Annotated in this window: 24 protein-coding genes and 1 riboswitch; of the genes, 15 read left to right on the top strand and 9 right to left on the bottom strand. The window is 68.7% G+C overall.

Annotated features, from left to right (window positions below; genetic code table 11):
• Nucleotides 1–538 precede the first annotated feature (538 nt).
• Genes BLR05_RS16980 through BLR05_RS16970 form a run of 4 tightly spaced genes read left to right on the top strand, consistent with a single transcriptional unit; the run spans nucleotide 539 to nucleotide 3,144 of the window.
• On the top strand, nucleotides 539–1,432 hold the full coding sequence (locus BLR05_RS16980) for a hypothetical protein (RefSeq protein ID WP_230681072.1): 894 nt from the start codon (nucleotides 539–541) through the stop codon (nucleotides 1,430–1,432).
• On the top strand, nucleotides 1,429–1,962 hold the full coding sequence (locus BLR05_RS16975) for a hypothetical protein (RefSeq protein WP_244160121.1): 534 nt from the start codon (nucleotides 1,429–1,431) through the stop codon (nucleotides 1,960–1,962). Before BLR05_RS16980 ends, BLR05_RS16975 begins: the two co-directional genes overlap by 4 nt.
• A 9-nt stretch (nucleotides 1,963–1,971) precedes the next feature.
• Nucleotides 1,972–2,097 carry a hypothetical protein gene (locus tag BLR05_RS27525; protein ID WP_269059177.1) on the top strand — a complete coding sequence of 42 codons (126 nt, stop codon included), beginning with the start codon at nucleotides 1,972–1,974 and terminating at the stop codon, nucleotides 2,095–2,097.
• A 60-nt stretch (nucleotides 2,098–2,157) separates the two neighbouring features.
• A complete protein-coding gene (locus BLR05_RS16970) occupies nucleotides 2,158–3,144 on the top strand; it encodes an HNH endonuclease (protein ID WP_092836326.1) in 987 nt (328 codons plus the stop codon).
• A gap of 231 nt (nucleotides 3,145–3,375) precedes the next feature.
• Here BLR05_RS16970 and BLR05_RS16965 read toward each other — a convergent pair whose 3' ends face one another.
• Nucleotides 3,376–3,762 carry a helix-turn-helix domain-containing protein gene (locus BLR05_RS16965; RefSeq protein WP_092836324.1) on the bottom strand — a complete coding sequence of 129 codons (387 nt, stop codon included), beginning with the start codon at nucleotides 3,760–3,762 and terminating at the stop codon, nucleotides 3,376–3,378.
• Between the two features lie 218 nt (nucleotides 3,763–3,980).
• Between BLR05_RS16965 and BLR05_RS26015 the strand changes: the two genes are divergently transcribed.
• On the top strand, nucleotides 3,981–5,057 hold the full coding sequence (locus BLR05_RS26015) for a hypothetical protein (RefSeq protein WP_143015943.1): 1,077 nt from the start codon (nucleotides 3,981–3,983) through the stop codon (nucleotides 5,055–5,057).
• Between the two features lie 20 nt (nucleotides 5,058–5,077).
• Here BLR05_RS26015 and BLR05_RS16960 read toward each other — a convergent pair whose 3' ends face one another.
• Nucleotides 5,078–6,658, bottom strand: coding sequence for a cryptochrome/photolyase family protein (locus tag BLR05_RS16960; protein WP_092836321.1), 1,581 nt, complete (start codon nucleotides 6,656–6,658; stop codon nucleotides 5,078–5,080).
• A gap of 274 nt (nucleotides 6,659–6,932) precedes the next feature.
• Here BLR05_RS16960 and BLR05_RS16955 point away from each other — a divergent pair, with 274 nt between their 5' ends.
• The 7 genes from BLR05_RS16955 to BLR05_RS16925 all read left to right on the top strand — a co-directional run bounded on the left by BLR05_RS16955 (nucleotide 6,933) and on the right by BLR05_RS16925 (nucleotide 13,800).
• Nucleotides 6,933–8,027, top strand: a complete 1,095-nt coding sequence (locus BLR05_RS16955; protein WP_092836318.1) for a LuxE/PaaK family acyltransferase — start codon at nucleotides 6,933–6,935, stop codon at nucleotides 8,025–8,027.
• The gene (locus tag BLR05_RS16950; protein WP_377777372.1) at nucleotides 8,024–9,523 is read left to right on the top strand and encodes an acyl-CoA reductase; all 1,500 of its coding nucleotides are present in this window, start codon (nucleotides 8,024–8,026) and stop codon (nucleotides 9,521–9,523) included. The genes BLR05_RS16955 and BLR05_RS16950 overlap by 4 nt, the downstream gene beginning before the upstream one ends.
• Nucleotides 9,524–9,542: 19 nt before the next feature.
• On the top strand, nucleotides 9,543–10,316 hold the full coding sequence (locus BLR05_RS16945) for an ABC transporter ATP-binding protein (protein ID WP_092836314.1): 774 nt from the start codon (nucleotides 9,543–9,545) through the stop codon (nucleotides 10,314–10,316).
• On the top strand, nucleotides 10,313–11,104 hold the full coding sequence (locus tag BLR05_RS16940; protein ID WP_092836396.1) for an ABC transporter permease: 792 nt from the start codon (nucleotides 10,313–10,315) through the stop codon (nucleotides 11,102–11,104). The genes BLR05_RS16945 and BLR05_RS16940 overlap by 4 nt, the downstream gene beginning before the upstream one ends.
• Before the next feature lie 31 nt (nucleotides 11,105–11,135).
• Nucleotides 11,136–12,143: an ABC transporter substrate-binding protein gene (locus BLR05_RS16935; protein WP_092836312.1), complete on the top strand. Its 1,008-nt coding sequence runs from the start codon at nucleotides 11,136–11,138 to the stop codon at nucleotides 12,141–12,143.
• Between the two features lie 32 nt (nucleotides 12,144–12,175).
• Nucleotides 12,176–12,943 (top strand): 3-oxoacyl-ACP reductase, encoded by a 768-nt coding sequence (locus BLR05_RS16930; protein WP_092836394.1) that lies wholly within the window; start codon nucleotides 12,176–12,178, stop codon nucleotides 12,941–12,943.
• 104 nt (nucleotides 12,944–13,047) lie between these two features.
• On the top strand, nucleotides 13,048–13,800 hold the full coding sequence (locus BLR05_RS16925) for a tyrosine-protein phosphatase (RefSeq protein ID WP_092836310.1): 753 nt from the start codon (nucleotides 13,048–13,050) through the stop codon (nucleotides 13,798–13,800).
• A gap of 67 nt (nucleotides 13,801–13,867) precedes the next feature.
• Here BLR05_RS16925 and BLR05_RS16920 read toward each other — a convergent pair whose 3' ends face one another.
• Nucleotides 13,868–14,341: an HU family DNA-binding protein gene (locus BLR05_RS16920; protein ID WP_092836300.1), complete on the bottom strand. Its 474-nt coding sequence runs from the start codon at nucleotides 14,339–14,341 to the stop codon at nucleotides 13,868–13,870.
• A gap of 311 nt (nucleotides 14,342–14,652) precedes the next feature.
• On the opposite strand from BLR05_RS16920, the gene BLR05_RS16915 reads away from it, so the two are divergent.
• Nucleotides 14,653–15,585, top strand: coding sequence for a PhaM family polyhydroxyalkanoate granule multifunctional regulatory protein (locus tag BLR05_RS16915; protein ID WP_092836297.1), 933 nt, complete (start codon nucleotides 14,653–14,655; stop codon nucleotides 15,583–15,585).
• Between the two features lie 48 nt (nucleotides 15,586–15,633).
• Nucleotides 15,634–16,953, top strand: a complete 1,320-nt coding sequence (locus BLR05_RS16910) for an FIST signal transduction protein (protein ID WP_092836294.1) — start codon at nucleotides 15,634–15,636, stop codon at nucleotides 16,951–16,953.
• 15 nt (nucleotides 16,954–16,968) lie between these two features.
• Here BLR05_RS16910 and BLR05_RS16905 read toward each other — a convergent pair whose 3' ends face one another.
• The 6 genes from BLR05_RS16905 to BLR05_RS16880 all read right to left on the bottom strand — a co-directional run bounded on the left by BLR05_RS16905 (nucleotide 16,969) and on the right by BLR05_RS16880 (nucleotide 23,601).
• A complete protein-coding gene (locus tag BLR05_RS16905; protein WP_092836392.1) occupies nucleotides 16,969–18,288 on the bottom strand; it encodes a D-amino acid dehydrogenase in 1,320 nt (439 codons plus the stop codon).
• 87 nt (nucleotides 18,289–18,375) lie between these two features.
• Nucleotides 18,376–18,485, bottom strand: a riboswitch (glycine riboswitch).
• Nucleotides 18,486–18,628: 143 nt separating this feature from the next.
• On the bottom strand, nucleotides 18,629–19,825 hold the full coding sequence (locus tag BLR05_RS16900; RefSeq protein WP_092836292.1) for a CMD domain-containing protein: 1,197 nt from the start codon (nucleotides 19,823–19,825) through the stop codon (nucleotides 18,629–18,631).
• Between the two features lie 46 nt (nucleotides 19,826–19,871).
• Entirely contained in the window at nucleotides 19,872–21,344 is a 1,473-nt protein-coding gene (locus BLR05_RS16895) for a SidA/IucD/PvdA family monooxygenase (RefSeq protein ID WP_092836289.1), read from the bottom strand.
• A gap of 222 nt (nucleotides 21,345–21,566) precedes the next feature.
• The gene (locus BLR05_RS16890) at nucleotides 21,567–22,586 is read right to left on the bottom strand and encodes a Bug family tripartite tricarboxylate transporter substrate binding protein (RefSeq protein WP_092836286.1); all 1,020 of its coding nucleotides are present in this window, start codon (nucleotides 22,584–22,586) and stop codon (nucleotides 21,567–21,569) included.
• A 156-nt stretch (nucleotides 22,587–22,742) separates the two neighbouring features.
• Complete coding sequence (locus tag BLR05_RS16885; RefSeq protein WP_092836283.1) at nucleotides 22,743–23,174, bottom strand: YXWGXW repeat-containing protein; 432 nt, start codon at nucleotides 23,172–23,174, stop codon at nucleotides 22,743–22,745.
• A gap of 172 nt (nucleotides 23,175–23,346) precedes the next feature.
• On the bottom strand, nucleotides 23,347–23,601 hold the full coding sequence (locus tag BLR05_RS16880; RefSeq protein WP_092836280.1) for a transcriptional regulator: 255 nt from the start codon (nucleotides 23,599–23,601) through the stop codon (nucleotides 23,347–23,349).
• An 88-nt stretch (nucleotides 23,602–23,689) separates the two neighbouring features.
• Here BLR05_RS16880 and BLR05_RS16875 point away from each other — a divergent pair, with 88 nt between their 5' ends.
• Nucleotides 23,690–24,397, top strand: a complete 708-nt coding sequence (locus BLR05_RS16875) for a S24 family peptidase (RefSeq protein WP_092836278.1) — start codon at nucleotides 23,690–23,692, stop codon at nucleotides 24,395–24,397.
• The last annotated feature ends 35 nt before the right edge of the window (nucleotides 24,398–24,432 follow it).

The raw sequence follows: 24,432 nt of genomic DNA, 5'->3' as shown, positions 1-24,432 counted from the left end.
GCGGGTGTCGGTGGCCCACGCATTCTTCGAGTCCCGTTCGCTGCAAGTCGGTCGGCCAGGAGCCTTCCGCTGTGTAGGAGTGGCTGCGTTGAAACCGCGTTTTCGTAACAGCGATCAACGGCTGGCCTGAAGCGACAGCCTGTCAGTGGTCTGCCGCTGCAGGGCTGGATGGTGCCGGTGGCTGTGAAGGGGGTGGCGCGGGAGGGAGGTCTCCGGGCGGACGCGGCAGTTCATCGGGGACCTGGTGCAAGGGGTGGTGCGCGGGATCGGTGGCCATTGGGGTGTCTCCTGGACGTAGATATGCGGGCGGTCGTGAAGTGCCCACTCTGGAGGCGTGTCGGGCCAGGTCGCGTAGGACTGCCGCGCCCGCACCTGCATCGCTAACCTCGTGGCGCTCATGTTTGTATCTTTATTTTTCTGACGTAACTATATGAAAATATAATTACTCATCAGTGAGGCATGACTGATTGCCCTCTGAAGCAAGAAATTGGCGCAGCTCCGTCAGAGCGACGCGCCAGTCAGAGCCAATCCATCCCTGTTGAAAGTCTTCATGTACCGATTACGACTCATCGCGATGCTTTCCATCGCGCTGCTCCTTGGCGCGTGCGCGTCGCCCCTGCGGACGAGCCTGACCCCCGAGCAACGCGGCAAGGTCACCGAACTCACGGCCCATGTGGTGGTGGTGCAGGACGAAGTGATTGCCGCTGTGCAACCGTCTACGGCCGGGGCAGCCAATGGCCTTATCGGCGCCATGATCGACAGCCACATCACGAACAACCGGGTAAAGGAGTCTCAAAGCGCGCTCGGCCCTTTCTATGCCGCCATCGAGGATGTGGATTACCGCAAGGAATTCAACGAATCGATCCAGAAGGAACTTTCCGCCTATCCGATCAAGATCAGCCGGTTTACGACGACGCCCCGCTTCGTGTCGAAAGACGAACTCGCCCGGTTGCGCTCCGATCTCCAGCCGGGACAGGCGTTGCTGGTCATCCTTCCCAGATACACGTTAAGCATGGACTTCCGCACGTTCGACGTGGAGTCAATGGTTGGCATCTGGCTGCGGCCCGGCGAATCGGATTCCCAGATGCCGAGCCAGTGCGGGCAAATTCGCTATCAATCGGCGCCTGTGGGGCCTGGCGACAGGGAATCGCTCGCGCTGTGGGCGGCGCAAGGGGCGGCTCCTTTTCGCAATGCCATGCGCGAGTCCATTGCAGAAACCGTCCGGATGGTGATGCTGGACATCGACGTGGCCGCCAAAGCGCCTGATGAGAAGAATCTCCAGACTTTCCCGTTCAACCAGGGTATGGGTAAAGGGGAGATCAAGGGCCAGGTACTGAAGACGGGCAACGGCCGGGCCATCCTGCTGGGCTCCGACATGAAGCTCTACTCCTTGCCGCACAGCGGCAGCCTCGCGACGACAGCGCAGCAATGATTCCGGGAACCGACATGCATCAAATAACCAAACGGATTACCGGCCTGGCCGTTCTTCTGCTCAGCACGGCCGCTGCTGCGCAACCTGCAGTGCCTGACACCGACTCTGCATATGCCGTGAAGATGACATACGACCCGAGCGAGAGCGAGGCGGGCACCATGTCGTCCTTTCAGGCCAGCCCTTGTGTCCTGCACATCGCACCTGCTTCAGATGCCCGGCAAAACAAGGAAACCATAGGGCAGTCGTTCAGCGGCCCACTTCTGGCGGAAGGCGTCAGCCCGTGGATGACCGAGGGACTCAAGCAACTCAAAGCCTTCGGTTACACCATCGGGAGCACGCCGCCGGACGGCGCTCCTGCAGCAGATGGCCTGACTGTGCGGACTACCTTGACGCGGGCATACACCTGGCATGTCGGCATGAAGATTTTCAGCATGGTGGCGGTGAAGGCCGAATTTGCGGATCGCAACGGTGTGCTGCAGCAGAAGTATTACCGCGCCCATGGCGACAAGTCCAATATCTGGGGGGCGTAAGGCGAGTACGTGACGACGCTCAACTATGGTCTGAACAACCTGCTGCCTTTTCTGGCGCGGGACATGCAGTCGCTGTGCAAGGGAGAGAAGGTCGAGGGCTATACCTACGCCGGACCTGACGGGCTGCCAAAATAAGCGAAGGGGTGCGCGGCGGGGTTGGGTGGCTCGGCAACACCGGGAGGGCAGGAGGAGGACATGCGTTACTGGTGGGTCAATCAGAACCAAACATACCGCCATGAGGTGCGGGGCGGATATCTTTGGTCGCCCAAGCGCAAGGCCAACCAGGCAAGAAATCCGTTTTACGATTTCATGCGCGAGGTGGCTCCTGGCGATGTGGTCTTTTCATTCGCGGACACCGTGATCCGAGCCATCGGCATCGCAGAATCGCATGCGTACGAGGCCCCAAAGCCGTTGGAGTTTGGGCAGACCGGAGCCTACTGGGGTCAGATCGGCTGGCGCTTGGATGTGCATTTCCATCCCCTTCGGGCGCCTATGCGGCCCGCCTCCCACATGGCGGTGCTGGCACCACTGCTACCGGAGCGATACGCCCCTTTGCGGCCCAACGGAGTGGGACTGCAGAGCGTGTACCTGACGCGCCTTCCTGAGCGTCTGGCGGCGGCCTTGATCGATCTGCTCGGGGCTGAAGCCCATGACTTGGTGAAAGGCTTCCGTGTCGCAGACAGACCTCAAACTATCGTCTCTGCGGTGGGGCTTGTCCAATGGGAAGAGCACGAGCTTCAACGCGTCCAGACCGACGCCAGCTTGTCCGAGACAGACCGCCAAGCCCTGGTGCTGGCGCGCAGAGGACAAGGCGTCTTCAAGGGGCGTGTCATGGCTATAGAGCGAGCTTGCCGGATCACGGGTGTGACAAGGGAAGAGCACCTGCGAGCCAGTCACTGCAAACCCTGGCGAGATGCCACAAACGAAGAGCGGCTCGATGGTGAAAATGGTCTGCTTCTCACCCCAAGCATGGATCATCTGTTCGACCGTGGGTTCATTGCGTTCGACGACGATGGGCAGGTGATCTTCTCTCCGGTCGCGGATCAGGATTCGCTGGTCCGCATGGGGCTTGATCCCCGGCGGCCTTGGAATGTCGGTGCCTTTTCAAGCGGGCAGAAGCGCTTCCTCGAATTCCATCGCGAGAATGTGTTGCTGCGCTCCAGCTTTTTGGAGCATCTATGAAATGGCCTGGGGCTCTCGGTGTGGCGCGGCAACGCATGACCAGCAAAGCCTTTGGTTCTTATGGACCAGGGGCTTTTTGCTTGGTGGGTGCAGCTCGGCGCGGCCTCGGGGGATCATGAGCGGGCCACACGCCTGCGATCAAAAGAGGTTGGCAGCTTCCAAGAGGCTGGCCCCGCATGCCTTTCGCAATCGAGGTTCAGATGTGCTCGGGAAGCCCCGGCAGCACCACCATCACCAAGAGCCCTTCCTGGGTCGGATGGTGACGCTCCGTCCGGAGGGTGATGAGACGTCAACGATCGGGGCTTTATTCGTGGACTGCCTGGCTGGCTTGCGGGGTTTGTTGGCCGAAGCCGTGAAGGACAAGGGAGCCGCATCCGATTGGCTTGCGGTGGCTTCGAGCGTGTGGTCATCCCTCAACACCAGGGATGCGCGCAATGCGGAGAGCACCTTCATCAACTGTTCGACGCTCACGACGCCCGGGTTGCCTTCGATCTCTGCGACACGGGCCTGCCCTACGCCCAGCATCTGTCCGAGGGCGGCCTGGGTGAGGCCGCGCGCCTTCCGGAGTGCTCGCAGATGCTCGCGGAGCTGGCTGGTCAGGTGGAGGGGATAGTCCATGTGGTTTTATCGGCAAAGGCCAATATATATGCCAAAGCCAATTTTTTCAAGATACTGGCTTTGGCATATTTTTGCGGTGTATCGGGCATTATCGCAGGAGTCACAACCCTTCCAAGTCATGCGTGGTGGCCCGCACTGGCTACGCTGGGGATTTGATTTGCATTGGTTTTGGATCTCTATGATGGATGCTTTTTGTTTGGGTTGATAGGAGAGAGGGAATGGTAAGTTTCAAATCAAGCCAGCCGAAGCGGAGTTTTCGCTGGAAAGAGCGACTGGAAGGAAAAAAACAAAAGGAACCGCTTGCAATCAGCCGCCTGCGGAGAATTGAATCCATGATGAGTGGGTTGCCGTGGAAGTGGGTGGGTGCGCTACTCTTTGCCATTGGCTGCTTGCCATTGTTTGGCTACCTCGTTGTCATTGACTACATTCCCCCGAACCTCCTTGGTATCATTGGGTTGGCGAGCATCGCCTCCATCTGGCTTTTGCTGCTCTGGCTCGGTACGACAGTCGTGATGTTCGGGGTCACGGTTGCGGCATTTTTGTATGAAATCAAAAAGCTGGACTGGCGAACTACCGTTCTGGGGCAGCTTGGCCCCTTGTGCGTGATGATATGTTGGCTCTTTGGGCCGCAAGGGCTGTGGGTGCGCATCCTGTTTCCTATCTGCGCAATTGGGTCAAGCTTTATAACTCTTGTGAGACTGGGGGGTGGGAACCCCGAAAAGAGCAAATGGGAGACCTTCCTCGCATTCGCAGCATTGCTTCTTGGCGGTACGCTGGTATCTCTTGCCGTGTTGTTGGTCGTGACACATTCATCAATGCTCGGGTATCGCGGCAGTTCTAATGGCTGGTGGACGCTTGTATCGTGGGGTGGCGCAATCGCTGTGTTGATTTGTGCGAACGCGGCTTCGATGCATGTTCAAGCGGCACCACTGGCCATTTGGACTTTTTGCTTTGTCTGTTCGGGGTTGATGGTGCTAATTTTAGGTGGGCCAAGTTATGTGACGGCGGCGGTCGCTGCGAGGGTGGGGTTGCGATTGCCTGGAATCGCTGAAGTGATGGTTCCGATGAATACTTGCCTGTCGGCAATGGCTGTGACAGAGCGAAAGTGGAAGCTCGCAGAGAAAGGGCCAGTGCCTCCGTGCGAAGCCGCATCGAACACACTGCTGGTTGAGGTTCAACTGCGATGGGGCGATCGCTGGTTGGTTGCAATGAAATCCATCAACGGAATGCGATTGCCTGAGCCCAGCATCAGGATGACGATCCCCGACAAAGACACGGAATTGATTCTTCGCTGAGTTGCGTAAGGTGCTGTCGCTCAAGACGGCAGGGCGTGTCCCTCTTGGCCTTTCCGCAATTCCTCCGCCCTGCGGCGAATGGCCTCGCTCTCCTCCGGCCGCATTGTCTCCAGCCGCGCCAGCTGTGCCTCCATGCGTGGCACGCCTGCCAGCAGCTCCCGGTGCCGCAGCAGGAAGTCCCAGTAGAGCGTGGTGAAGGGGCAGGCCGTGTCGCCCAGGATGGCATCCGGGTCGTGGCGGCAGGTGGTGCAGGGGCCACCCATGCGCTGGATGTACTTGCCCGTGGCGATGTAGGGCTTGCTGGCCATCAGGCCGCCGTCGGCGTATTGGGACATGCCGAGGGTGTTGGGCAGTTCCACCCACTCGACGGCATCGACATAGACCGCGAGGTACCACGCATGCACGGCCTGGGGCCGCACGCCCAGCAGCAGGGCGAAGAGGCCCGTCACCATGAGGCGCTGGATGTGGTGGGCGTAGCCGTGGTCCAGCGTCTGCCGGATGGCCTGGCGCAGGCAGGCGAAGGGGGTGTCGCCGGTCCAGTACCAGGCGGGCAGGGGCGCATCGGCACCGAGTGCGTTGCGGTCCAGGTAGGACGGCATTTCGGTCCAGTAGATGCCACGCACGTATTCGCGCCAGCCCAGGATCTGGCGTATGAAGCCTTCGGCGCTGGCCAGCGGTACTTTGCCGCTTCGGTAGGCGGCCTCGGTCGCCGCGACCACCTCGCGCGGATGGATCAGCTTCAGGTTGAGCGCCGCGGACAGGTGGGAGTGGTAGAGCCAGGGCTCGCCCGGCCACATGGCGTCCTGGAAGGGGCCGAACGCCGGCAGCCGGTGGTCCACGAAGTCTGCGAGCGCATGCAGGGCCTGCGCGCGGGTGACCGGCCAGGCGAAGTCCTCCAGGAGGCCCGGGTGGTCGCCGAAGCGCCGTGAGACCGCCTGCAGTACCTCGCGGGTGAGGGCGTCGGGCTCGAACCCGCAGCGCGCTGGCACCATTCCCGGCCCTTGCGGGCCGAAGGGGCGCCGGTTGTCCTTGTCGTAGTTCCACGCACCGCCTTCGGGCCGGTCTCCGTCCATGAGCACGCCGTGCCGGCGGCGCATGGCCCGGTAGAACGTTTCCAGGCGCAGCGGCCGTCCGCCCAGTTGGCGCCGGAAGTCGGCGAACTCGCGCACGGTGGCGAAGAAGTGGCGGTCGGGGCGGGTGTCCAGGGGCAGCGTGGCATCGGCCGCGACGGCGGACAGTGCCTTCCAGACGCGCCAGTCCCCGGGGGCAGTCATCACGAGGCGCTGCGGCCGGTGCGTGCGGATCGCCGCGCGCAGCGCATCGGCCAGCGTGCGGCACGGTGCTCCGCGGTCGTCGTCCAGGTGCCGATAGTCCAGGGGGCGACCCATTGCCCGCAGTGCCTGCGCGAAATGCCGCATGGCGGCGAGGAAGAGGGCGATGAGCGGCCGGGAGGACCAGACGTGCGTGGATTCCTCTTCCACCTCCGCCATCCAGACGAGGTCCTGCTGTGGATCGAACCCGTCGAAGGCCGCTGCGCCCGGATCGAGCTGGTCGCCCAGAACGAGCACCAGGCTGCGCACCGGCCAGGCGGGTGTCGTCATGGCGGGCGGCGGTGATTCCATGCCCGGGAATATAGGCCGCCCGGAAGCCGCAGCGGGAACAGGGCGTTTAGGGCGCGGGTTAAGATGCCCGCAACGCTCCGGGGTGCACGCTTGTGCTGAGATCCACACCCGAGAACTTGAACCGGGTCATTCCGGCGGAAGAAGAGCTGTCACCACCATCCTCCAGCCTCCGCAGGCGCGCCGCGTGGCGTGCACGGCATGGCCGGGCGTGACCTTCGGAGCATCGTTCACAGGTCACGAAGGAAGAAGCTCCATGGACAAGGTCGCTGCGCTGGTCGCGGACATCCTCGCATTCATCGCGATGGAGGAAGAAGGCGGCTGCACCGACGCACAGTTCGACACGCTGGCTTTGCGGCTGTTCGCCCACCAGTATTCCGCCAATCCCGCCTACCGCACCTTCTGCCAGCGCCGCGGCGCCACGCTGCGCAGCGTGGAGCGCTGGAGCGACATTCCCGCGGTGCCGATCGACGCCTTCAAGGCGACGGAGCTGCGCAGCGAGCCGCCGCGGCCGGACGAGCGCGTGTTCATGACCAGCGGCACGACCCGGGGCGCGGAGGCGCGCGGGCGGCATTTCCACCCGCGGCTCGATGTGTACGACCTGTCGATGGCGCGCAATTTCCAGTGGCGCTTCATGCGCGGGGCCGGTCCCATGCCGATGGGCATCCTGTTCCCCGACGAGCATTTGATGCCGAATTCGTCGCTGGCGCACTACCTGGCGCTGGCCCGGGCCGTGTTCGGCAGCCCGGTCAGCCGGCATTTCGTGGGCGCGCACGGCATGCACGTGGTGAGCCTGTGCGCGGCGCTGGAGGCCGCGGAGCGCACCGGCACGCCGTATGCGCTGCTGGGTGCGAGCTACAGCTTCGTGCACCTGATGGAGGCGCTGCACGAGAAGGGCCGCCGCTTCCAGTTGCCGCCGGGCAGCCGCGTGCTGGACACGGGCGGCTACAAGGGCCAGTCGCGCGAGGTGCCGCCCGAGGATTTCTACGCCGGGCTCTCGTACACGCTGGGCGTGCCGCGCGAGCTGTGCATCAACATGTACGGCATGACGGAGCTGAGCACGCAGTTCTATGACGACGGCAATGCCGTGGTGCCCTCGGTCAAGTCGGGGCCGCACTGGATCCGGTCGCGGCTGGTGGACCCGGCCACGGGCCGCGACGTGCCGGCCGGCGAGCGCGGCATCCTCGTGCATTGCGACCTGGCCAACTACAACTCCGTGACCACCATCCTGACCGAGGACGTGGGGGCGTGGGCCGAAGGCGGCTTCCTGCTGCTGGGCCGGGCCGAAGGCGCGCAGGCCAAGGGCTGTTCGCTGGCGGTGCAGGACTTCATGCGGGCCACCGGGAAATGACACCCGGGGCGGCCACGACCGGCATGGCCGTGCAGCGGGTGCGGGCGGGCTACCTGCCCGGCATCGATGCGCAGGACGTGGCCTGGCAGGTGCTGCCTTTCGCCCAGGGCGCCGCCCGGCTGGAGGTGGAGGTGCCCGTGCTCACGCCCGCGCAGATGGACGCCCTGGCCCGCCGCGTGCGCGAGGCCGCTGCCCGCCATCTGCAGCCCATGGCGGTGGAGCAGGTCATTGGCGTGATCGACCGGGCCATCGCCCGCCTGCTGGACCGCAGCGATCCGGTGCGCCGGCAGGCCGAGGTGCTGCTGCCCCTGGTGAGCGGCTACGACGCCGAGATGGTGCGCCTGGGGCTCACGGGCTTTGTCAAGACCTTCCGCGCGCCGCAGCTGCGGCGCTTCGTGGCGGAGGATTTTGCCAACCCGCTGGTGCTCGACGGCTTCCAGCCTGCGCCGAAGGGCGGCGCGGTGCGTGCCTTCGGGCCGGGCCTGCTGGTGCACAGCTGGGCGGGCAATGTGCCGGCGCTGGCGCTCTGGAGCTTCGTGTGCGGCCTGCTGGTGAAGGCGGGCAGCATCGGCAAGCTGCCCAGCGCCGAACCGCTGTTCGCGGGCTGGTTCGCGCAATTGCTGGCCGAGGTGCATCCGCCGCTGGCCGACTGCTTCGCCGTGGTGTGGTGGAAGGGCGCGGGCGGTGACGACGCGGCGTCGCTCTATGCCCAGGCCGACACGGTGCTGGCCTATGGCGGCAACGATGCTCTGCATGCCATCCAGCAGCGGCTGCCCGTCACCACGCGTTTCCTGCCGCACGGGCACAAGCTGGGCTTCGGCGTCGTCTCGGCGGCCGCACTCGATGCGCTGGAGGCCCCGGCCGTGGCGCGCCGGGCCGCGTGGGACGTGATGCGCTACGACCAGCAGGGGTGCTACTCGCCGCATGTGTTCTACGTGCAGCGCGGTGGTGCCGTGTCGCCGCGCGCCTTCGCGGGCTATCTGGCGGGCGAGCTGGCGCAGCTGCACCGGCGCTTTCCGCGCCGGGCGCTGGACGTGGAAGAGTCTGCCGCCGTGGCGGACTGGCGGCAGGCGCTGGAATGGCGCGGCCTTTCTGCGGCCGGCGGTGCCGCGGCCGACGAGCTCATCGGTACGCCCGACGACCCCTGGAGCGTGGCCTATCGCGACGCCCCGCAGCCGCTCGCACCCACGGCACTGCAGCGCAGCGTGCAGGTGGTGGCCGTGGATGCGCTGGACGACGTGCCGCGTGCCATCGCCGGCCACGGGCCCTTGCTGCAGACCGCCGGCATCGCGGCCACGCCGGAAGAGTTACAGCACCTGGCGGCGCTGCTGGGGGCGGCGGGCGTCACGCGCATCAGCGCCATCGGCGCGATGAGCGTGCCCGAGGCCGGCTGGCACCACGATGGCCGTTTCAACCTGCTGGACCTGGTGCGCATGGTGGAGATCGAGCACTCCGCCGAAAGTGCGGCAGAGACGTTCGCGCCGTATGCCGATTGAGCCGACGGAGACCGCTGCGATGAATGGCGCCGGGCAGGGAGGCGGCGAGGCTTTCCTCGATATCGAGCAGGCCGTGTTCGCCTACCCCGGGCGCGCGCCGGTGGTGGATGGCGTGAGCTGGCGCATCGGCGCGGGCGAGGTACATTGCCTGGTGGGCCGCAGCGGCTGCGGCAAGACCACGCTGCTGCAACTGGCCGCGGGCCTGCTGCGCCCGCAGTCGGGCCATGTGCGCATGCGGGGCAGCGAGGTGTCCGCACCCGGGCCGCAGCTGGGTTTCATGTTCCAGGCGCCCACGCTGCTTGAATGGCGCAGTGCCATCGACAACGTGCTGCTGCCGGTGTCGCTGCAGCGCCGGCCGCAGGCGGCCGACGTGGCGCGCGCGCAGGCGCTGCTGGACCAGCTGGGGCTGGGCGCCCATGCGCGGCACCATCCGCGCCAGCTTTCGGGCGGCCAGCAAAGCCGTGTGGCGCTGGCGCGTGCGCTGGTCCTGGAGCCCGCGCTGCTGCTGCTCGACGAGCCTTTCGCGGCGCTGGACGCCATCACCCGCGCCGAGCTGCAGGACGACCTGCTGCGCACCTGCCGGCAGCGCGGCACCACCGTGCTGTTCGTGACCCACGACATCACCGAGGCCGTGTACCTGGGCGACCGCATCGCCGTGCTGCACGCGGGCCGCGTGGCGGACGACATCCGCATCGACCTGCCCGCGCCGCGCACCCAGGCCATGCGGCACGACGCGCCCTTCAATCGCCTGTGCGCGCGGGTGCGCGCCGGCCTGGACGGAGCGGGCGCATGAGTGCATCCCGCATGCAGGGCGCACCTTCGTCCGCCTGGCCATACCGCGCCCTGGGCGCCGCGCTGCTGCTGGCGCTGCTGGGCGCGTGGGAATGGGTGGCCCGGCATTCTGGACTCTCGGCGCTGGTGCTGCCCGCGCCCTCGGCCATCGCGGCATCGCTGTGGCAGGGGCTGCTCACGGGCTACTTCGAGCCCCATGTGCGGGCCACGCTGGCGGCGCTGCTGCTGGGGCTGGCGGGCGGTGGCCTGGCGGGACTGGCGATCGGCATCGCGCTGGCCGAGTCGCCGCTGCTGGAGCGCGTGCTGCGGCCCTACGTGGTGGTCAGCCAGGTGGTGCCCAAGCTGGCGCTGGCACCGCTGTTCGTGCTGTGGTTCGGCTTCGGCATCCCGTCCACCGCGCTCATCACCGGGCTGATCTGCTTTTTCCCGCTGATGGAGAACACCTTCACCGGGCTGCAGCAGGCCGATGCGCAGCGCCTGCAGCTCTTTCGCATGCTGGGCGCCACGCGCGCGCAGACGCTGCTGCGCCTGAAGCTGCCGCTGGCGCTGCCGGCCATCCTCGCGGGCCTGCGCATGGCCGTGGTGCTGGCGCTGGTGGGGGCCGTGGTGGGCGAGTTCATCGGCGCCAGCCAGGGCCTGGGCGCGGTGGTGATCGCCGCGCAGGGGATGATGGACACGTCCCTGATGTTCGCGGCGCTGGTGCTCATCGCGGCCATCGGGCTGCTGCTCTACCAGGCCACGCTGTGGCTGGAGCGCTGGCTGCTGCGGCCCTATGCCGACCGTTCATGAACGTTCTTTTCCCTTTCTCTTTTTCGACGACATGCAACGACCTGAACTCCTCTCGCGCCGCACGCTGCTGGCGGCTTCCGCCGGCCTCGCGGCCACGCGCTGGGCGGGCGCCGCAACGCCGGCGGCCACCCCGCTGGGCAAGATCACCGTGGCGGGCTGGAGCAAGCCCATCAGCGAGATCACCAACCTGCTGGCAGAGCCCGATAAGGGCTTCTTCAAGGCGCGCGGCGTGGAGCTGGCCTACCTGCCCGGCGGTGGTGGCGGCGATGCGTTGCGCAACACGCTGAGCGGGCAGGGCGACGTGGCCTTCACCGACCCGGGCTCGTTCTTCATGGCGCTGGACAAGGGCGAGAAGCTCACCGCCATCTACGACATCTATCCGCAGAACGTGTTCAACGTGGTGTCGCTTCAGTCCTCGGGCATCCGCACGCCGGCCGACCTGAAGGGCAAGCGCATCGGCGTCTACAGCCTCTCCAGCGGCACGCGGCAGAACCTGCTGGTGCTGCTGCACCAGGCGGGGCTGAAGGAGTCGGACGTGACCATCGTGGTCACCGGCCTGCTCAATTTCGCGCCGCTGCTGCAGGGCCAGGTCGATGCCACGGCGGCCACCGACACGGGCCTGGCCGTGGGCCGCCGCAAGGGCCTGGGCGCCGTGAACGTGATGCAGGTGCGCGACTACCTCAATGTTTCCAGCGATCTCTTCGTGGTGCGCAGCGAGGTGCTGCCACAGAAAAAGGCGCTGTTGCGCGCCTTCCTGCAGGGCTACCTCGACAGCGCCGCATGGATGATGGCCCAGCCCGAAGAAGCCGCCGCGCTGGCCGTGAAGGTCGCGATCGACGGCACGCAGCAGGATGCGAACCTGGAGGTGATCCGGCTGCGCAACGCCTCCGCCCAGCCCTCGGTGCCGGGCCGGCCGCTGGGCGCGTTCAACCTCGCATCGCTGCAGAAGGCGGCCGATGCCTACCGCGCGCTGGGCCTGGTGCAGCGTGACATCCGCGTGGCCGACGTGGTGGACGCCAGCCTGCTGCCCGCCGCGTGAGCCCATAGGCCTTGAAGAGCGAGGAGCACGCCATGAAGTTCAAGGGCCAGGTCGTTCTGGTGACGGGCGCGAGCCGGGGCATCGGCGCGGCCATCGCGCGGGCCTTCGCGCAGGAGGGCGCCACCGTGGTGGTCAATCACCTGTCCAACGACGCTGCGGCCGCCGAGACGGTGGCCGCCTGCCGCGCCGCCGGCGGCGATGCCTGGGCCGCGCGCGCCGACGTGGGCGATGCCGATGCGGTGCGCGCCATGGTGGATGCGGTGGTGCTGGAGGCCGGCCGCATCGACGTGGTGGTCAACAACGCCTTCCGGCCCTATGCCTTCGATGCACGGCGCCGCGCGCTGTTCGACGGCCTGCAGTGGAGCGACTACCAGGCCCAGTTCGACGGCGCCGTGGGCGGTGCCTTCAACGTCTGCCAGGCGGTGCTGCCGCACCTGCGCCAGCGCGCGCGGGGCAGCATCGTGAACATCGCCACCAACCTGGTGGAGCACCCCGTGGTGCCCTACCACGACTACACCACGGCCAAGGCCGCGCTGGTGGCCTTCAGCCGCAACCTGGCGGCCGAACTGGGGCCGGTCGGCATCCGCGTCAACTGCGTGGCGCCAGGGCTGGTCTATCCCACGCAGGCGAGCCAGTCCACGCCGGAGGCGCTGCGCGACGCGATCACCGCTGCCACGCCGCTGCGGCGCATCGCACGGCCCGAGGACGTGGCGGGGCCGGTGCTGTTCCTGGCCTCGGAGTGGAGCGGCTTCATGACCGGGCAGGTGCTGTTCGTCGATGGCGGCCTGGTGATGAAGTAACGGCGACGCCTGCGGCAGTGCGGGGGCGTGCGTGACCCGCGTATGAATGCGCACGGGACGCCCAGGTGATTTGAAGTCGCGGGCGCTTTCGCTACAGTGCCGGCATGGCTTCTTTCTCGCGTTCACTGCCCCTGGCGGGCGCCACCAATTTCCGTGACCTGGGCGGCTATGCCGGGCAGGACGGGCGCCCGGTGCGCTGGCGCCGCCTGTTCCGCTCCGACCACCTGGCCTGGCTCACCGCGCAGGATGCCGAGACGCTGGCGCCGCTGGGGCTGGCGCGGGCGATCGACTTCCGCGGCGAGGCGGAAAGCGCCGCGCTGGCCTACGCCCTCCCCGGCGTGGCCTACCACCCGCTGCCGATCGAGCCGACCGTGGTGCAGCGCGCCAAGGACATGGCGCTGGCCAACCGGCAGATCACGCCCGCCATCGCCGTCGCGCTGATGCAGGACACCTACCGCGCCTTCGTGTCCGACAACGCCGCGCAGTTCGCCGCGCTGTTCGAGCACCTGCTGCAGAGCGACGCGCCGCTGGTCTTCCACTGCACTGCGGGCAAGGACCGGACGGGGTTCGCCGCGGCGCTGATCCTGCTCGCGCTCGGCGTGCCGCGCGACGTGGTGATGCAGGACTACCTGCTCACCAACAGCCTCTACCAGCCGCCGGCCCATTTCACGGGCACTGCGCCGACGGAGGTGATGAACGTGCTCTGGCGCGTGCAGGAGGCGTTCCTGCATGCCGCGCTGGACGCGGTGGACCAGGACCACGGCGGGCTCGACCTTTACCTGGCGGCGCGCCTGGGCGTCGGCCCGGCGGAGCGGGCGCGGCTGGCGCAGATGTACCTGGGCCCGGCGGGCGGATGAGCGCGGCGGCGGCTCCATGAAAAAAGCCGGCATGCGCCGGCTTTTTTCATGCCCGGGGAGCCCGGTCTCAGACCGTGGCGTCCTTGAGCTTCTTCAGCGCGCGGGTCTTGATCTTGACCGATGCGGGCTTGGCGGGGAACCAGCGCTCCTGGCCCGTGAACGGGTCCTTGCCGAAGCGCTTCTTCTTGGCGGGCACTTGCTGCAGGCCGATCTTCATCAGGCCGGGCAGCGTGAATTCGCCGGAGCCCTTCTTGTGCACCGAGCCCAGGATCGTGGCTTCCAGCGCAGCCATCACGGCCTTGGCGGCCTTCGGCTCCACGCCGGCCTGCTCGGCCAGGTGCGCGATCAGCGAGGTCTTGGTGAACGTGGCCTTCAGGGGCTTGAGTGCTGCGGGCGTGGCCTTCGCGGATGCGGGTGCTGCCTTGGGGGCAGCAGCCTTCTTCGCGGGAGCAGCCTTCTTTGCCGGTGCCGCGGCCTTCTTCACCGCGGGAGCGGCCGCCTTCTTTGCCGGGGCGGATGCGGCTTTCTTTGCAGTTGCCATGGTTGGTTTTCTCGTGTTGACGTATTGAGGATTCCAGACGGGCTGGTCGGCGGATTCTATGGCGTTTGCCCGCCTGTGGCGCGGGTTGCACACGCTTTTGGGTCTGCAAGGTGCGCGCGGCCTCGCCCGCGCGGCCTTCGGGCACGCATGCGGGGCCTGCGAAAAGCCTGTAATGGTTGCGTGGATGCAGGGGCTGGCCGCGTTGGTGGAGCGGCGCAATCGCGTTAAGCTGCCACCCACGGGCGCCCGCACGGAACGGTGCCCCGGCGCAACGCAGCGGTATGTTCCGCCCCACCGAAGGAGCCCACGCCATGAGCAGCAACGACAGCCATTCCACGAGCAGCGACACATCTCCCTTCGGCTTCGGCCGGTTCGTGCCGGGCTTCGATTTCCTGCAGAACCTTGCCAAGGGCGCGGCGGCGGGCATGCCGCAGATGCCGCCGCTCTCGGGTTGGGTAGCCCCCACGATCAGCGTGGAAGAGCTGGAAAAGCGCATCAGCGAGCTGAAGGCGGTGCAGTTCTGGCTGGACCAGAACTCCCGCGCGCTCACGGCGACCGTGCAGGCGCTGGAAGTGCAGAAGATGACGCTGTCCACGCTGCAGGGCATGAACGTGGCGATGGGCGACATCGCGAAGGCGTTCACGCCACAGGTCTCGCCGTCCGCGTCCGGGCCGGCGGCGCCGCGTCCCGATCCTTTCGCGCGCGCTCCCCGTGCCGCACCGGCCGAGCCCGCGCCGCCCGTTTCGGAACCCCCCGCGCAGGCTCCGGCGGCATCGGGCCGCGATGCCGAAGGCGACGCCGGCGCACCGCCGCCTGCCGCCGCGCCGGGCGTGGTGGACCCGATGCAGTGGTGGTCCGCGCTCACGGGCCAGTTCCAGCAGATCGCCGCCAATGCGATGAGCGACGTCTCGAAGATGCCTGCGATGGACGCCACGCGCGGCATGGCGGCGGAAGCCCTCAAGACGGCCACCGATATGGCGACGCAGTTCGCCACGCAGGGCATGCAGGGCATGCAGGACGCCGCGCGCCAGGCCGCGGAGGCCGGCACCGGGGGCGCGCGTCCGGCGGGCAAGGCCCGGGACGGCGGCGCGGCCCGCAGCGCGAAGCGCCCGCCGTCCGCGGCGGCTCCTGCGCCGCGCGCTGCCGCCGCCAGGTCCCCTTCCGCAAAGTCGCCGGCAGGCGCTCCGCCTGCAGGCGCCCGCCGCGCCGCCAGCCCCAAGCCCGGGCCGAAGGGCCGTTCCTGACGGGGCGCTGCCTTCGGCTGCGACAGCGGACCACCGATTCTTCCGACCATGAAACTCTTTCCCAACGGCCATGCCACCCACCCGCAATGGCGCATGGCCGCCGCGCTGGTGCTGGCGCAGCTGCGCGCGCAGATGGCCCTGCCGCATTACGCCAGCGCGCCCACGCTGGGCGTGCTCTACATCACGGACCACTACGCGGATGAAGCGGAAGCCCTGCTCGACGTGCTTGCGGCCGGGCTGCCGGAAGTGACCGACTGGAGCGGCACGGTGGGCGTGGGCGTGGCGGCGAACAATGCCGAGTATTTCGACGAGCCGGCCCTGTCGGTGATGCTGCTGGACCTGCCGCAGGACCAGTACCGCGTGTTCTCGGGCGTGGCGCCGCTGTCGCGCGAAGGTGCTTCCGCGGGCGGCTTCGTGCCGCACACGGCATTGGTGCACGCCGACGGCGAGACGCCGGACCTCGCCGAGCTGATCGCGGAGATGTCGGACCGCACCGAGTCGGGCTACCTGTTCGGCGGCATCGCGGCGAGCCGCGGGCGCAGCGTGCAGTTCGCGGTGGGCGGCAACGGCAACATCGCGGGCCAGGGCGCGTCGCGGGGCGTGTTCGGCGGGGGGCTGTCGGGCGTGGCGTTCGGCAGGGGCGTGGGCATGCTTTCGCGCGTGACCCAGGGGTGCCAGCCGGTCGGCCCGTTCGCGCAGATCACGCGCGCGCAGGACAACGTGGTGCTCGCGCTCGACGGCGAGCCCGCGCTGGATGTGCTGCTGGGCACGCTGGGCATCACGCTGGAAGGCGATCCGCAGCCCGCGCTGCGCGCCCTGCGCGCGACACTGGCCGGCCTGGTGGACGAGGGCTCGCAGCCCATGGGGCGCACAGGCCATTTCGGCACGGACGTGCGCGTGCGGCATCTCGTGGGGCTCGATCCGATGCGGCATGGCATCGCCCTCGCCGACAAGGTGGAGGAGGGCATGCGCCTCGCGTTCTGCCAGCGCAACGTGGCCGCGGCGCGCGCCGACCTGATGCGCATCTGCGCGGAGATCCGCGAGGAGTTGGCGCCGGAGCCGCAGGAGCCCGCGGCCACCCCGCCGCCGTCGCACGCCGGCGAGCGCGCGGCGCTGATGCGGGCACTGGCGAATGCCACCGACGGCATGCCGGAGCGCACGATCATGGGGGCCATCTACGTGAGCTGTTCGGGCCGGGGCGGACCGCATTTCGGCGGGCCCGGCGCCGAAATGCAGATCGTGCGGCACGCCCTGGGCGACGTGCCGCTGGTGGGGTTCTTCGCGGGCGGCGAGATCGCCCACCACCGGCTCTACGGCTACACCGGCGTGCTCACCGTATTCACCTGCGCGGGGCCGGGCGAAACGTAAGCCGAGCCCGGGTGCTCAGGCCAGCGCCGGCACGGCGGCGCGGCCCCGCGGCATGCCCGCGAAGGCGAAATCCACTTCGGGCACGAGCCCGCTCACGATGCTGGCGATGGCGCGGCCCGAGCCGCAGGCATGCGTCCAGCCCAGCGTGCCGTGGCCGGTGTTGAGGAACAGGTTGGGCAGCTTCGTGCGGCCGATGAGCGGCACGTTGCTCGGCGTGGCCGGGCGCAGGCCCGTCCAGAACCGGGCCTGCGACGTGTCGCCCGCGCCGGGGAACAACTGCTCCACGCGCTTCACGATGGCCTCGCAGCGCACCGGGTTGAGGTCGCGGCCGTAGCCGTTGAGTTCGGCGGTGCCGGCGATGCGCATCACGTCGCGCGCCGGCTGGCCGCCCCGGGCCGCGCGGGTGTAGCGCGAGAAGACCAGCTTGTATTCGTCGTCCGTCAGGCTGACCTCGTGGGCGGCGGAGGCATCGCGCACGGGCAGCGTCACCGAATAGCCCTTGGCCGGATAGATGGGCAGGCGCAGGCCCAGCGGCTCGGTCAGCAGGGGGCTGAACGAGCCCATGGCCAGCACGTAGGCATCGCCGCGCACGCGCTCGAAGCGGCCTTCCTCGTCGGTGATCTCCACGTGGTCGATGGCCCCGGACGTAGTGCGCAGCGCGGTGATGTGGCAGCCCATGCGGAACCGCACGCCGGCCTGTTCGGCCCGCTGCGCCAGCGCGCGCGTGAAGGCGTTGGCATCGCCGGATTCGTCGGCGTCGGTGTAGGTCGCGCCCGCCAGCCGGGAGCGTATGGAGGCCAGGGCCGGTTCGATGCGCACGGCCTCGTCGGCGCTCACCACGCGGCGCTCGCAGCCGAGCTGGCGCATCTGCTCGGCCGGTGCAAGCGCGCCGTCGAATTCCTTGCGGCTGGTGTAGAAGTGCAGGATGCCCTGTGTGCGCTGGTCGTACTGGATGCCGGTGTCGCGGCGCAGCTGCTGCAGCGTTTCGCGGCTGTAGGTGCCCAGGCGCACGATCTGCTCGATGTTGTGGCGCGTGCGCGCCGGCGTGCATTCGCGCAGGAACTGCAGGCCCCAGAGCCACTGGCGCATGTCGGCGCGCAGGCGGAAGAGCAGCGGTGCGTCCTCCCGGCCCAGCCATTGCAGCAGCTTGAGCGGGGCGCCCGGGTTGGCCCACGGCTCGGCGTGGCTCACCGAGATCTGTCCGCCGTTGGCGAAACTGGTTTCCGCGCCGGGCGTGGCCTGGCGGTCGATCACGGTCACTTCGTGGCCGAGTTGCTGGAGGAAATAGGCCGAGGTGGTGCCGAGCAAGCCGGCGCCGAGGACGATCACGCGCATCTTCAAACCTTTCGAGGGTGAAGCGCCGGGCGCGTGCGTGCAGGCAGCTATGGATTCAATAGCGTGCAGCAGGCGCGTGGCCCGGCTGCCGCTCCCCCTGTCCTTGGTACCTGAGAGATTCACCCCGAGGCCAACACGGCGCAGGGCTTGCTCCTTCGGTGCGCCACAGGCTGTGGCGGCTCTCCAGACGGCATTCGATGGTGTGCAGTACGGTACCTGAGCGTGTATGGGAGTTTGCGCCTTCGGTGGAACGCCAGCAGGGCTGGGCCGTTCGCTCTCCTGCGGGGCGGATCGTAGCAGCGAAACCGCGCCGCGCAAAGCGCCCGGCGCGGCCGCGGGTTCAGCCGGCCTGCGGGAAGACGGCTTCGCCGAGGTTCAGCATCAGCCGGTTGGCCCAGGCGAACAGGGCGGCGGCGTGCAGCGCGTCCAGGATCTCGAGGTCGGACAGGCCGGCCTCGCGCAGCGGCTGCAGATGCTGCGCGCCGAACGTGCCGGGCGTGCGCGTGAGCGCGGCGCTGGCCTGCACGATGGCGCGTTCGCGCGCGTTGGTGCCGGCGGTGTCGGGCTCCTGGAAGATCTGCGCCATCACGTCGTTGCGCTTGGCCAGTTGCTCGAAGCGCTGGGCGTGGACGGAGGCGCAGTACACGCAGCCGTTCACGCGCGAGACCACGGTGCTGGCGACTTCGCGATCGGCCCGTGCAAGGCCGCCGGGCGCATACATGATGGCGTTGAAGGCCTGTGAGCGCTCGGAGAGCACGCGGGGCTGGTGCGCCAGCAGCAGGTAGAAGTCCGACGTGCGGGCCTTGGGATGGCTGAGGTCGAGCACCGCGTTCTGCTCGGGGGTGGCCGCGGCGGGATCGAGCACGGGCAGCCAGGCCTTCCAGTCCAGCGTTTCGCTGGTGTAGCCGTTTACGCGCAGCGGCTCGCCGGGCGCGGGCAGGTTGGCGGGATGGACGAAGGGGGCGGCGTCCGCCGGCTGCGCTGCGGCAGCGGCCGGCGCGGCGCCGGCTTCGCCCAGCTGCGCCAGCGCGGCCACGCCGGCCACCACGCGCAGCTGGTAGGTGACGAAGCCGATCAACTGCGCGAGCAGCACCGTGTCCGGCACCGTGAGGCCCGCGGCGGGCAGTGCCTGCAGGGCGGCCTGGTCGCTTTCTGCGGGATGCGTGGCGAGCGTGCGCGCGAAGTGCACAACGGCCTGCAGGCGTGCGTCCGCGATCGCGGCCTCGGGCGCATCGACGAGCGCCTGCACGCCCGGCGGGGGATGCAGGGGCTGGAGGGCCGCGCGGTAGTGCGCCGCCAGCGCGGGCAGGCTGCTCACGCGGGCGATGTCGTGCGCCACGGCCAGGCGCTCGGCCTGCGTGAGGCCGCCGGGCAGGCCGGGGCCGAAGAGGGCGTCCTCGCAGCCCTGCGTGGCGGTGGCGACCTTGTCGCGCTGGTGGCGCACGGCGTGGGCCGCGCTGCCGGGGGCGAGGCCGGCGATGTGGTCGATGGTGTCGCGGGATGCGGTGGCTGTGGTGGTGGCGGCGGTGTCGGTCATGGGCAATCCGTTGCGGTGGGGCAGGAAGAGAGGGCGGGGCGGCCGGTCAGCCGGGCAGGACGCGCCGGGCAGTGTCCGCGGGCGTCCATTCGTCGCCCAGCAGTTCGGGCTCGGCATAGGCCTGCAGCACGCCGAAGTGGTAGTCCACGTCCTCGCGGTAGAACAGGCTGGCGAGGCCGGTCGCCAGCCGGCGCGCGCCGTCGCTGATGGCGGGGATGTCGCCCGAGACGGTGCCGTGCGACAGCGCGGCGGGGTAGCAGAAGCAGTGCACGCGCTCCAGCCCGGGGCAGTCGCCGGGCAACTTCTCTCGGAACTCGAACACGGGGCCCAGGTCGGGCGAATCGGCCAGTTCCTGGTCTTCGTCGCCCGGCGGCGGCGTGTAGCGCGCGCCCCAGGTGCGCACGTGGGGTGCGATGGCCGCGAACTCGGGCTTCTGCGCCCAGTCGATGGCGAAGCCTGTCGAAACGATCAGGAAGTCGAAGGCGAAGCTGCCGTGCGGCGTGGCGACATGCAGCGCGCCGTCGGCGGCCGGGTTATCCCGCACGCCCTGTACCGGGCAGCCCAGGTGGAAGAAGGCGTTGGGGTGGCGCGAGACGCGCAGCGTGCTGCCATGCGGCGGCGGCACCTGCGTGGTGTTGATGTAGTGGCGGATGCGCCATTTCCAGGCATCGGGCAGGTCGTGGTGGCCGTGCGTGAGGCCGGCCACGCCCGAGCCCTTGGATTTGTTGATGCGGGGCAGGTCGGGGCGGCGCACCAGCAGGTCCACGCTGGCGGCGCCGCATTCCAGCGCCGTGGCGGCGCTGTCCATGGCGGACGAGCCGGCGCCCACCACGCCCACGCGCAGGCCGCGCAGCGCGGCGTAGTCCAGCACATCGGACGAATGCGCCCAGCGGCTGCGGCCTACCCCCTGCATGAAGGCCGGGATCTGCGGACCGCCCAGGCCGTCTCGGCCCGTGGCCAGCACCACGCGGCGTGCGAACCAGGCAGTGGTACCGGCCCCGGTGCGCACCTGCACCTCGACCAGCCCGTCCCCGCGCGGCTGCACGGCGGTGACGGCATGGCCGTTGCGCACGTCGGCCCGGGTGACGCGGCGGTACCAGCGCAGGTAGTCCATCCACTGCATCCGCGGGATCTTGTCGAGCACGGCCCAGGCGTCGTCGCCCCACTGGGCCTCGAACCACGCGCGGAAGGTGAGCGAAGGCACGCCCAGCGCCGGGCCGGTCAATTCCTTGGGCGAGCGCAGCGTTTCCATGCGCGCCGTGGTGGCCCAGGGCCCTTCGTGGTCCTCCGGCGCGCGGTCCAGCAGCACCGCATGGATGCCCTGCTGCGCGAGCGCCATGCTGGCCGCCAGCCCCGCCTGGCCGGCACCGATGACCAGCACGTCGATGACCGGCCGGCCCGCGTGCGTGCGCTGCGGCAGCCAGGCCTTCGCGCGCCAGTTGAGGGTCAGCAGGTCGTGCTGCAGCCGCTGTTCCAGCGCGGCCAGCCCGGCCGCGCCCGGAGGAGAGGAAATAGCCATGGAAAGATCGTTGCAGTAAGCGATGGGGTAATGCAGGTGCTGCCATGGGATTCGATGGCAAAGCTAGTTCGCTTCGTAACGGCGCCTGAAACCGGCGCGGCCCAAAGCCAGCGACCCCCGCGGAACTGGCTCTGCCAGGCCGCTGGGGGTGCCCCCCTTCCCGAGGCGCGCAGCGCCACGAAAGAAGGGGGGAGCGGCGCAAGCCGCTCAGGGGGTTGCCCTCTAGTCCACGCTGATTTTCGCGTCCTTCACCACCTGCGCCCACTTGGAGCGGTCTTTGTGGACGGTCTGGGCGAACTGCTCCGGCGTCTCGATCCGCACCGTGTTGCCCTGCGATTCGAAGCGCTGTCGCACCTCGGGCTGCTCCAGCACCTCGCGCAGTGCGGTGTTGAGCTTGCGCACGATGGCCGGGTCCGTGCCCTTGGGCGCGAAGATGCCGAACCAGATGGAGCTGTCGAAGCCCTGGGTGCCGGGCAGGCCGCTCGCGGCGATGGTGGGCACCTCCTTCACGGCGGCCACGGGCTTCGCGGTGGTCACGCCCAGCAGGCGCACCTTGCCGGCCTTGTAGTGCGGCAGCACGGTCTGCACCTGGTTCATGATGCAGCAGGTCTCTCCGCGCACCACCGACGTGATGGCCTCCGGGCCGCCCTTGTAGGGCACGTGCACCATGTTCAGGCCCAGGCGCGCGTTGAATTCGGCGAACGCCATGTGGGTGCCGGCGCCATTGCCGGTGGAAGCGTAGTTGTACTTGCCGGGGTTCGCCTTCACGATCTCGACGAATTCCTGCAGCGTCTTCGCGTCGATCACGTTCGGGTTCACGGTGAGCACGTTGGACACGTCGATGAGCGTGCCCACGGGCACGAAGTCGGCCTCCACGTCGAAGGGCAGCTTCTTGTAGAGCGCGGCGTTGCTGCCGTGCGTGGCCGCGGTGCCGAAGGCCAGCGTGTAGCCGTCCGGCTTCGCGCGGGCGACGTACTCGCTGGCAATGTTGCCCGCGGCGCCGGACTTGTAGTCGATGATGACCGGCTGGCCGAGCTTCTGGCTGAGCGGCTCCTGCACGGAGCGGGCCACCACGTCCACGCCGGAGCCGGCCGGGAAGCCCATGATGAGCGTGACGGGCTGGCGCGGCCAGTCGGCGGCACCGTGCGTATCCGCCGCGAGGGCAGGGGAGGTGGCGGTCCAGGCCGCGGCGGCGAGCGCGGCAGCACCCAGCCAGGAGAAGGAATCGGAAAGACGGCGCATGCGAGGGTCCCAGGAAAGAACAGGATCCCTGCCCGGACAGGGCCGCCCGGGTGGGGCGGTCCGGTGCGATGCAAGGAATGCGCCATTGTGGGCAAGGCTTCATGCCCGCCCGCCCATATGGTTATGGCCCCCGGCGCCGGCCGGGCGGCAGGGAGATCAGTGCCGGGACGGGTTGTCGGGCCGGCGGTCGTAGCGGTTGGGCACGCCGTCGCCGTCGCGGTCCCAGCCGCCGCGGCGCATCTCCCAGCGGTCGCCCTGCTGCACCCAGCCCGGCTGGCGGTACACATAGCCCGGCCGTGCGCGCAGCCAGTGGCCCGGGACCCAGACGTGCCCGCGGCCTCGCCATTCCCAGTGGCCCTGCTCCCAGACCATGCCGCGGCGCGGGGGTGGCACGCGCTCGTAGCGGGGCGGGGGCGGTGCGGACCAGCGTTGTTGCAGCACCACGGGCGCGGGCGCGACGTACTGCGGGCCGGATTGCACGATGACCGTGGCGCTGGTGGCGGAGTGCGCGGAGGTGGTCACCGTGCCCATGGCGGCGGCCAGCGCGAGCGAGGCAGCCGAGAGGGACAGGGCCTGGCGGTGGGTCATGGAAGTCTCCTGGAAGGCTCGGAATCCCGGTGCCGGGCCGGGTCGGCCCCGGTGGTCCCGGTCATCCATGGCCCCATGCTCGCCGCCGCGCGTCAACGCCTTGTCGCCCCGGTGTCGCCGCCGTGCGAAGCGGTGTGTGCAGGTGTTTCCCGTCCCGCCCCGCGTCCGGGCGTCAGCGCAGCGCACCCAGTTCCGGCCAGATGGAAGCCCAGTCGTGCGGGCGCAGGTCCTTGCGCGTCACCTGGCCGCCCGTGGCCTGCTCGATGGCCACGCAGTTGAGCGGGGAGGGGATGCGCCGCGCGTAACCGTGCTGCCACTGCCGGATCTGCGCATCGCTTTTGATCGGCGAGCCGTACTGCGCCATGCGCAGCCGGAGCTGGCGGACGCTCAGGGCGCCGTGCTGTTGGAGGTATTCGTGCAACGTCATGTCCCGCCCCGTGGAAAGTAGCAATTGCTCTGGATTCTATTTTTGCAAAGTAGCAGAAGCAACCGTAGCGTGTGCTACTTTCCGCACCATGGACGAAACCGCGTTGCAACTGTATCGGCGCCAGCGCCTGGATGAGGCGATTGCCCATCTCACGGCGGGTAACGTCACTGCGTTCGGCCGCCTGCTGGGGTACCGCGACGGGGCTTTCGTGCGGCAGATGCTGTCGGGATCGCGCGCAGTGTCGGACAAGACGGTGCGGGCGATCGAGACGCTGCGGGGCATGCGCGCGTGGTTCCAGTCGGAGGGCGGGCCGCCCCTGCAGGCCGGCGAGCAGGACACGGCCTATCCGGCCGGGCAGGCCGGCACGGGCGGGGACGCCGTGCTGGTGCTGGAGGTGCGCCGCCAGCAGGACCTGGGCGGCGGGCGGCAGGGCCCCGAATCCGCCTGCACGGCGGACGCCGGCATGCGCACCGTCGCGCTCACCCATGAGTGGCTGGAGCGCCGGAGCCTGCGTGCGCGAGACCTGATAGCGGTCGCGGTCAGCGACGACAGCATGCAGCCGTCCCTGCACCCCGGGGACGTGGTGGCGGTGGACACCCATGAGCCATCGCCGGCCGACGGGCAGGTGTTCGTGGTGGACTACGAGGGTGCCTGCCTGGTGCGGCGGGTGGTGCGCGACAGCGGCGCGTGGTGGCTGGCGGCGGAGAACGCGCTGCGGTTTCCGCGCAAGCAGCTGACCACCCCCTCCGCGCGGCTCGTCGGGCGGGTGGTCCACGTGCACAGCGAGACGCTATGAGCCGCCCGCGGCGGCCCCGCCGCCGCGGGCCTCGG

It is taken from the genome of Paracidovorax cattleyae (assembly GCF_900104515.1).
GTDB lineage: Bacteria > Pseudomonadota > Gammaproteobacteria > Burkholderiales > Burkholderiaceae_C > Paracidovorax > Paracidovorax cattleyae.
This window is presented reverse-complemented; position numbering and strand designations above follow the sequence as displayed.

Excerpts from the sequence above, each read along its gene's own strand:
- BLR05_RS16945 (WP_092836314.1), top strand. The coding sequence starts at position 9,543 with ATGAATGGCGCCGGGCAGGGAGGCGGCGAGGCTTTCCTCGATATCGAG.
- BLR05_RS16970 (WP_092836326.1), top strand. The coding sequence starts at position 2,158 with ATGCGTTACTGGTGGGTCAATCAGAACCAAACATACCGCCATGAGGTG.
- BLR05_RS16940 (WP_092836396.1), top strand. The coding sequence starts at position 10,313 with ATGAGTGCATCCCGCATGCAGGGCGCACCTTCGTCCGCCTGGCCATAC.
- BLR05_RS26015 (WP_143015943.1), top strand. The coding sequence starts at position 3,981 with ATGGTAAGTTTCAAATCAAGCCAGCCGAAGCGGAGTTTTCGCTGGAAA.
- BLR05_RS16950 (WP_377777372.1), top strand. The coding sequence starts at position 8,024 with ATGACACCCGGGGCGGCCACGACCGGCATGGCCGTGCAGCGGGTGCGG.
- BLR05_RS16960 (WP_092836321.1), bottom strand. The coding sequence starts at position 6,658 with ATGACGACACCCGCCTGGCCGGTGCGCAGCCTGGTGCTCGTTCTGGGC.
- BLR05_RS16965 (WP_092836324.1), bottom strand. The coding sequence starts at position 3,762 with ATGGACTATCCCCTCCACCTGACCAGCCAGCTCCGCGAGCATCTGCGA.
- BLR05_RS16955 (WP_092836318.1), top strand. The coding sequence starts at position 6,933 with ATGGACAAGGTCGCTGCGCTGGTCGCGGACATCCTCGCATTCATCGCG.
- BLR05_RS16880 (WP_092836280.1), bottom strand. The coding sequence starts at position 23,601 with ATGACGTTGCACGAATACCTCCAACAGCACGGCGCCCTGAGCGTCCGC.
- BLR05_RS16915 (WP_092836297.1), top strand. The coding sequence starts at position 14,653 with ATGAGCAGCAACGACAGCCATTCCACGAGCAGCGACACATCTCCCTTC.
- BLR05_RS16930 (WP_092836394.1), top strand. The coding sequence starts at position 12,176 with ATGAAGTTCAAGGGCCAGGTCGTTCTGGTGACGGGCGCGAGCCGGGGC.
- BLR05_RS16910 (WP_092836294.1), top strand. The coding sequence starts at position 15,634 with ATGAAACTCTTTCCCAACGGCCATGCCACCCACCCGCAATGGCGCATG.
- BLR05_RS16890 (WP_092836286.1), bottom strand. The coding sequence starts at position 22,586 with ATGCGCCGTCTTTCCGATTCCTTCTCCTGGCTGGGTGCTGCCGCGCTC.
- BLR05_RS16895 (WP_092836289.1), bottom strand. The coding sequence starts at position 21,344 with ATGGCTATTTCCTCTCCTCCGGGCGCGGCCGGGCTGGCCGCGCTGGAA.
- BLR05_RS16875 (WP_092836278.1), top strand. The coding sequence starts at position 23,690 with ATGGACGAAACCGCGTTGCAACTGTATCGGCGCCAGCGCCTGGATGAG.
- BLR05_RS16975 (WP_244160121.1), top strand. The coding sequence starts at position 1,429 with ATGATTCCGGGAACCGACATGCATCAAATAACCAAACGGATTACCGGC.
- BLR05_RS16885 (WP_092836283.1), bottom strand. The coding sequence starts at position 23,174 with ATGACCCACCGCCAGGCCCTGTCCCTCTCGGCTGCCTCGCTCGCGCTG.
- BLR05_RS16900 (WP_092836292.1), bottom strand. The coding sequence starts at position 19,825 with ATGACCGACACCGCCGCCACCACCACAGCCACCGCATCCCGCGACACC.
- BLR05_RS16920 (WP_092836300.1), bottom strand. The coding sequence starts at position 14,341 with ATGGCAACTGCAAAGAAAGCCGCATCCGCCCCGGCAAAGAAGGCGGCC.
- BLR05_RS16935 (WP_092836312.1), top strand. The coding sequence starts at position 11,136 with ATGCAACGACCTGAACTCCTCTCGCGCCGCACGCTGCTGGCGGCTTCC.
- BLR05_RS16925 (WP_092836310.1), top strand. The coding sequence starts at position 13,048 with ATGGCTTCTTTCTCGCGTTCACTGCCCCTGGCGGGCGCCACCAATTTC.
- BLR05_RS16905 (WP_092836392.1), bottom strand. The coding sequence starts at position 18,288 with ATGCGCGTGATCGTCCTCGGCGCCGGCTTGCTCGGCACCACCTCGGCC.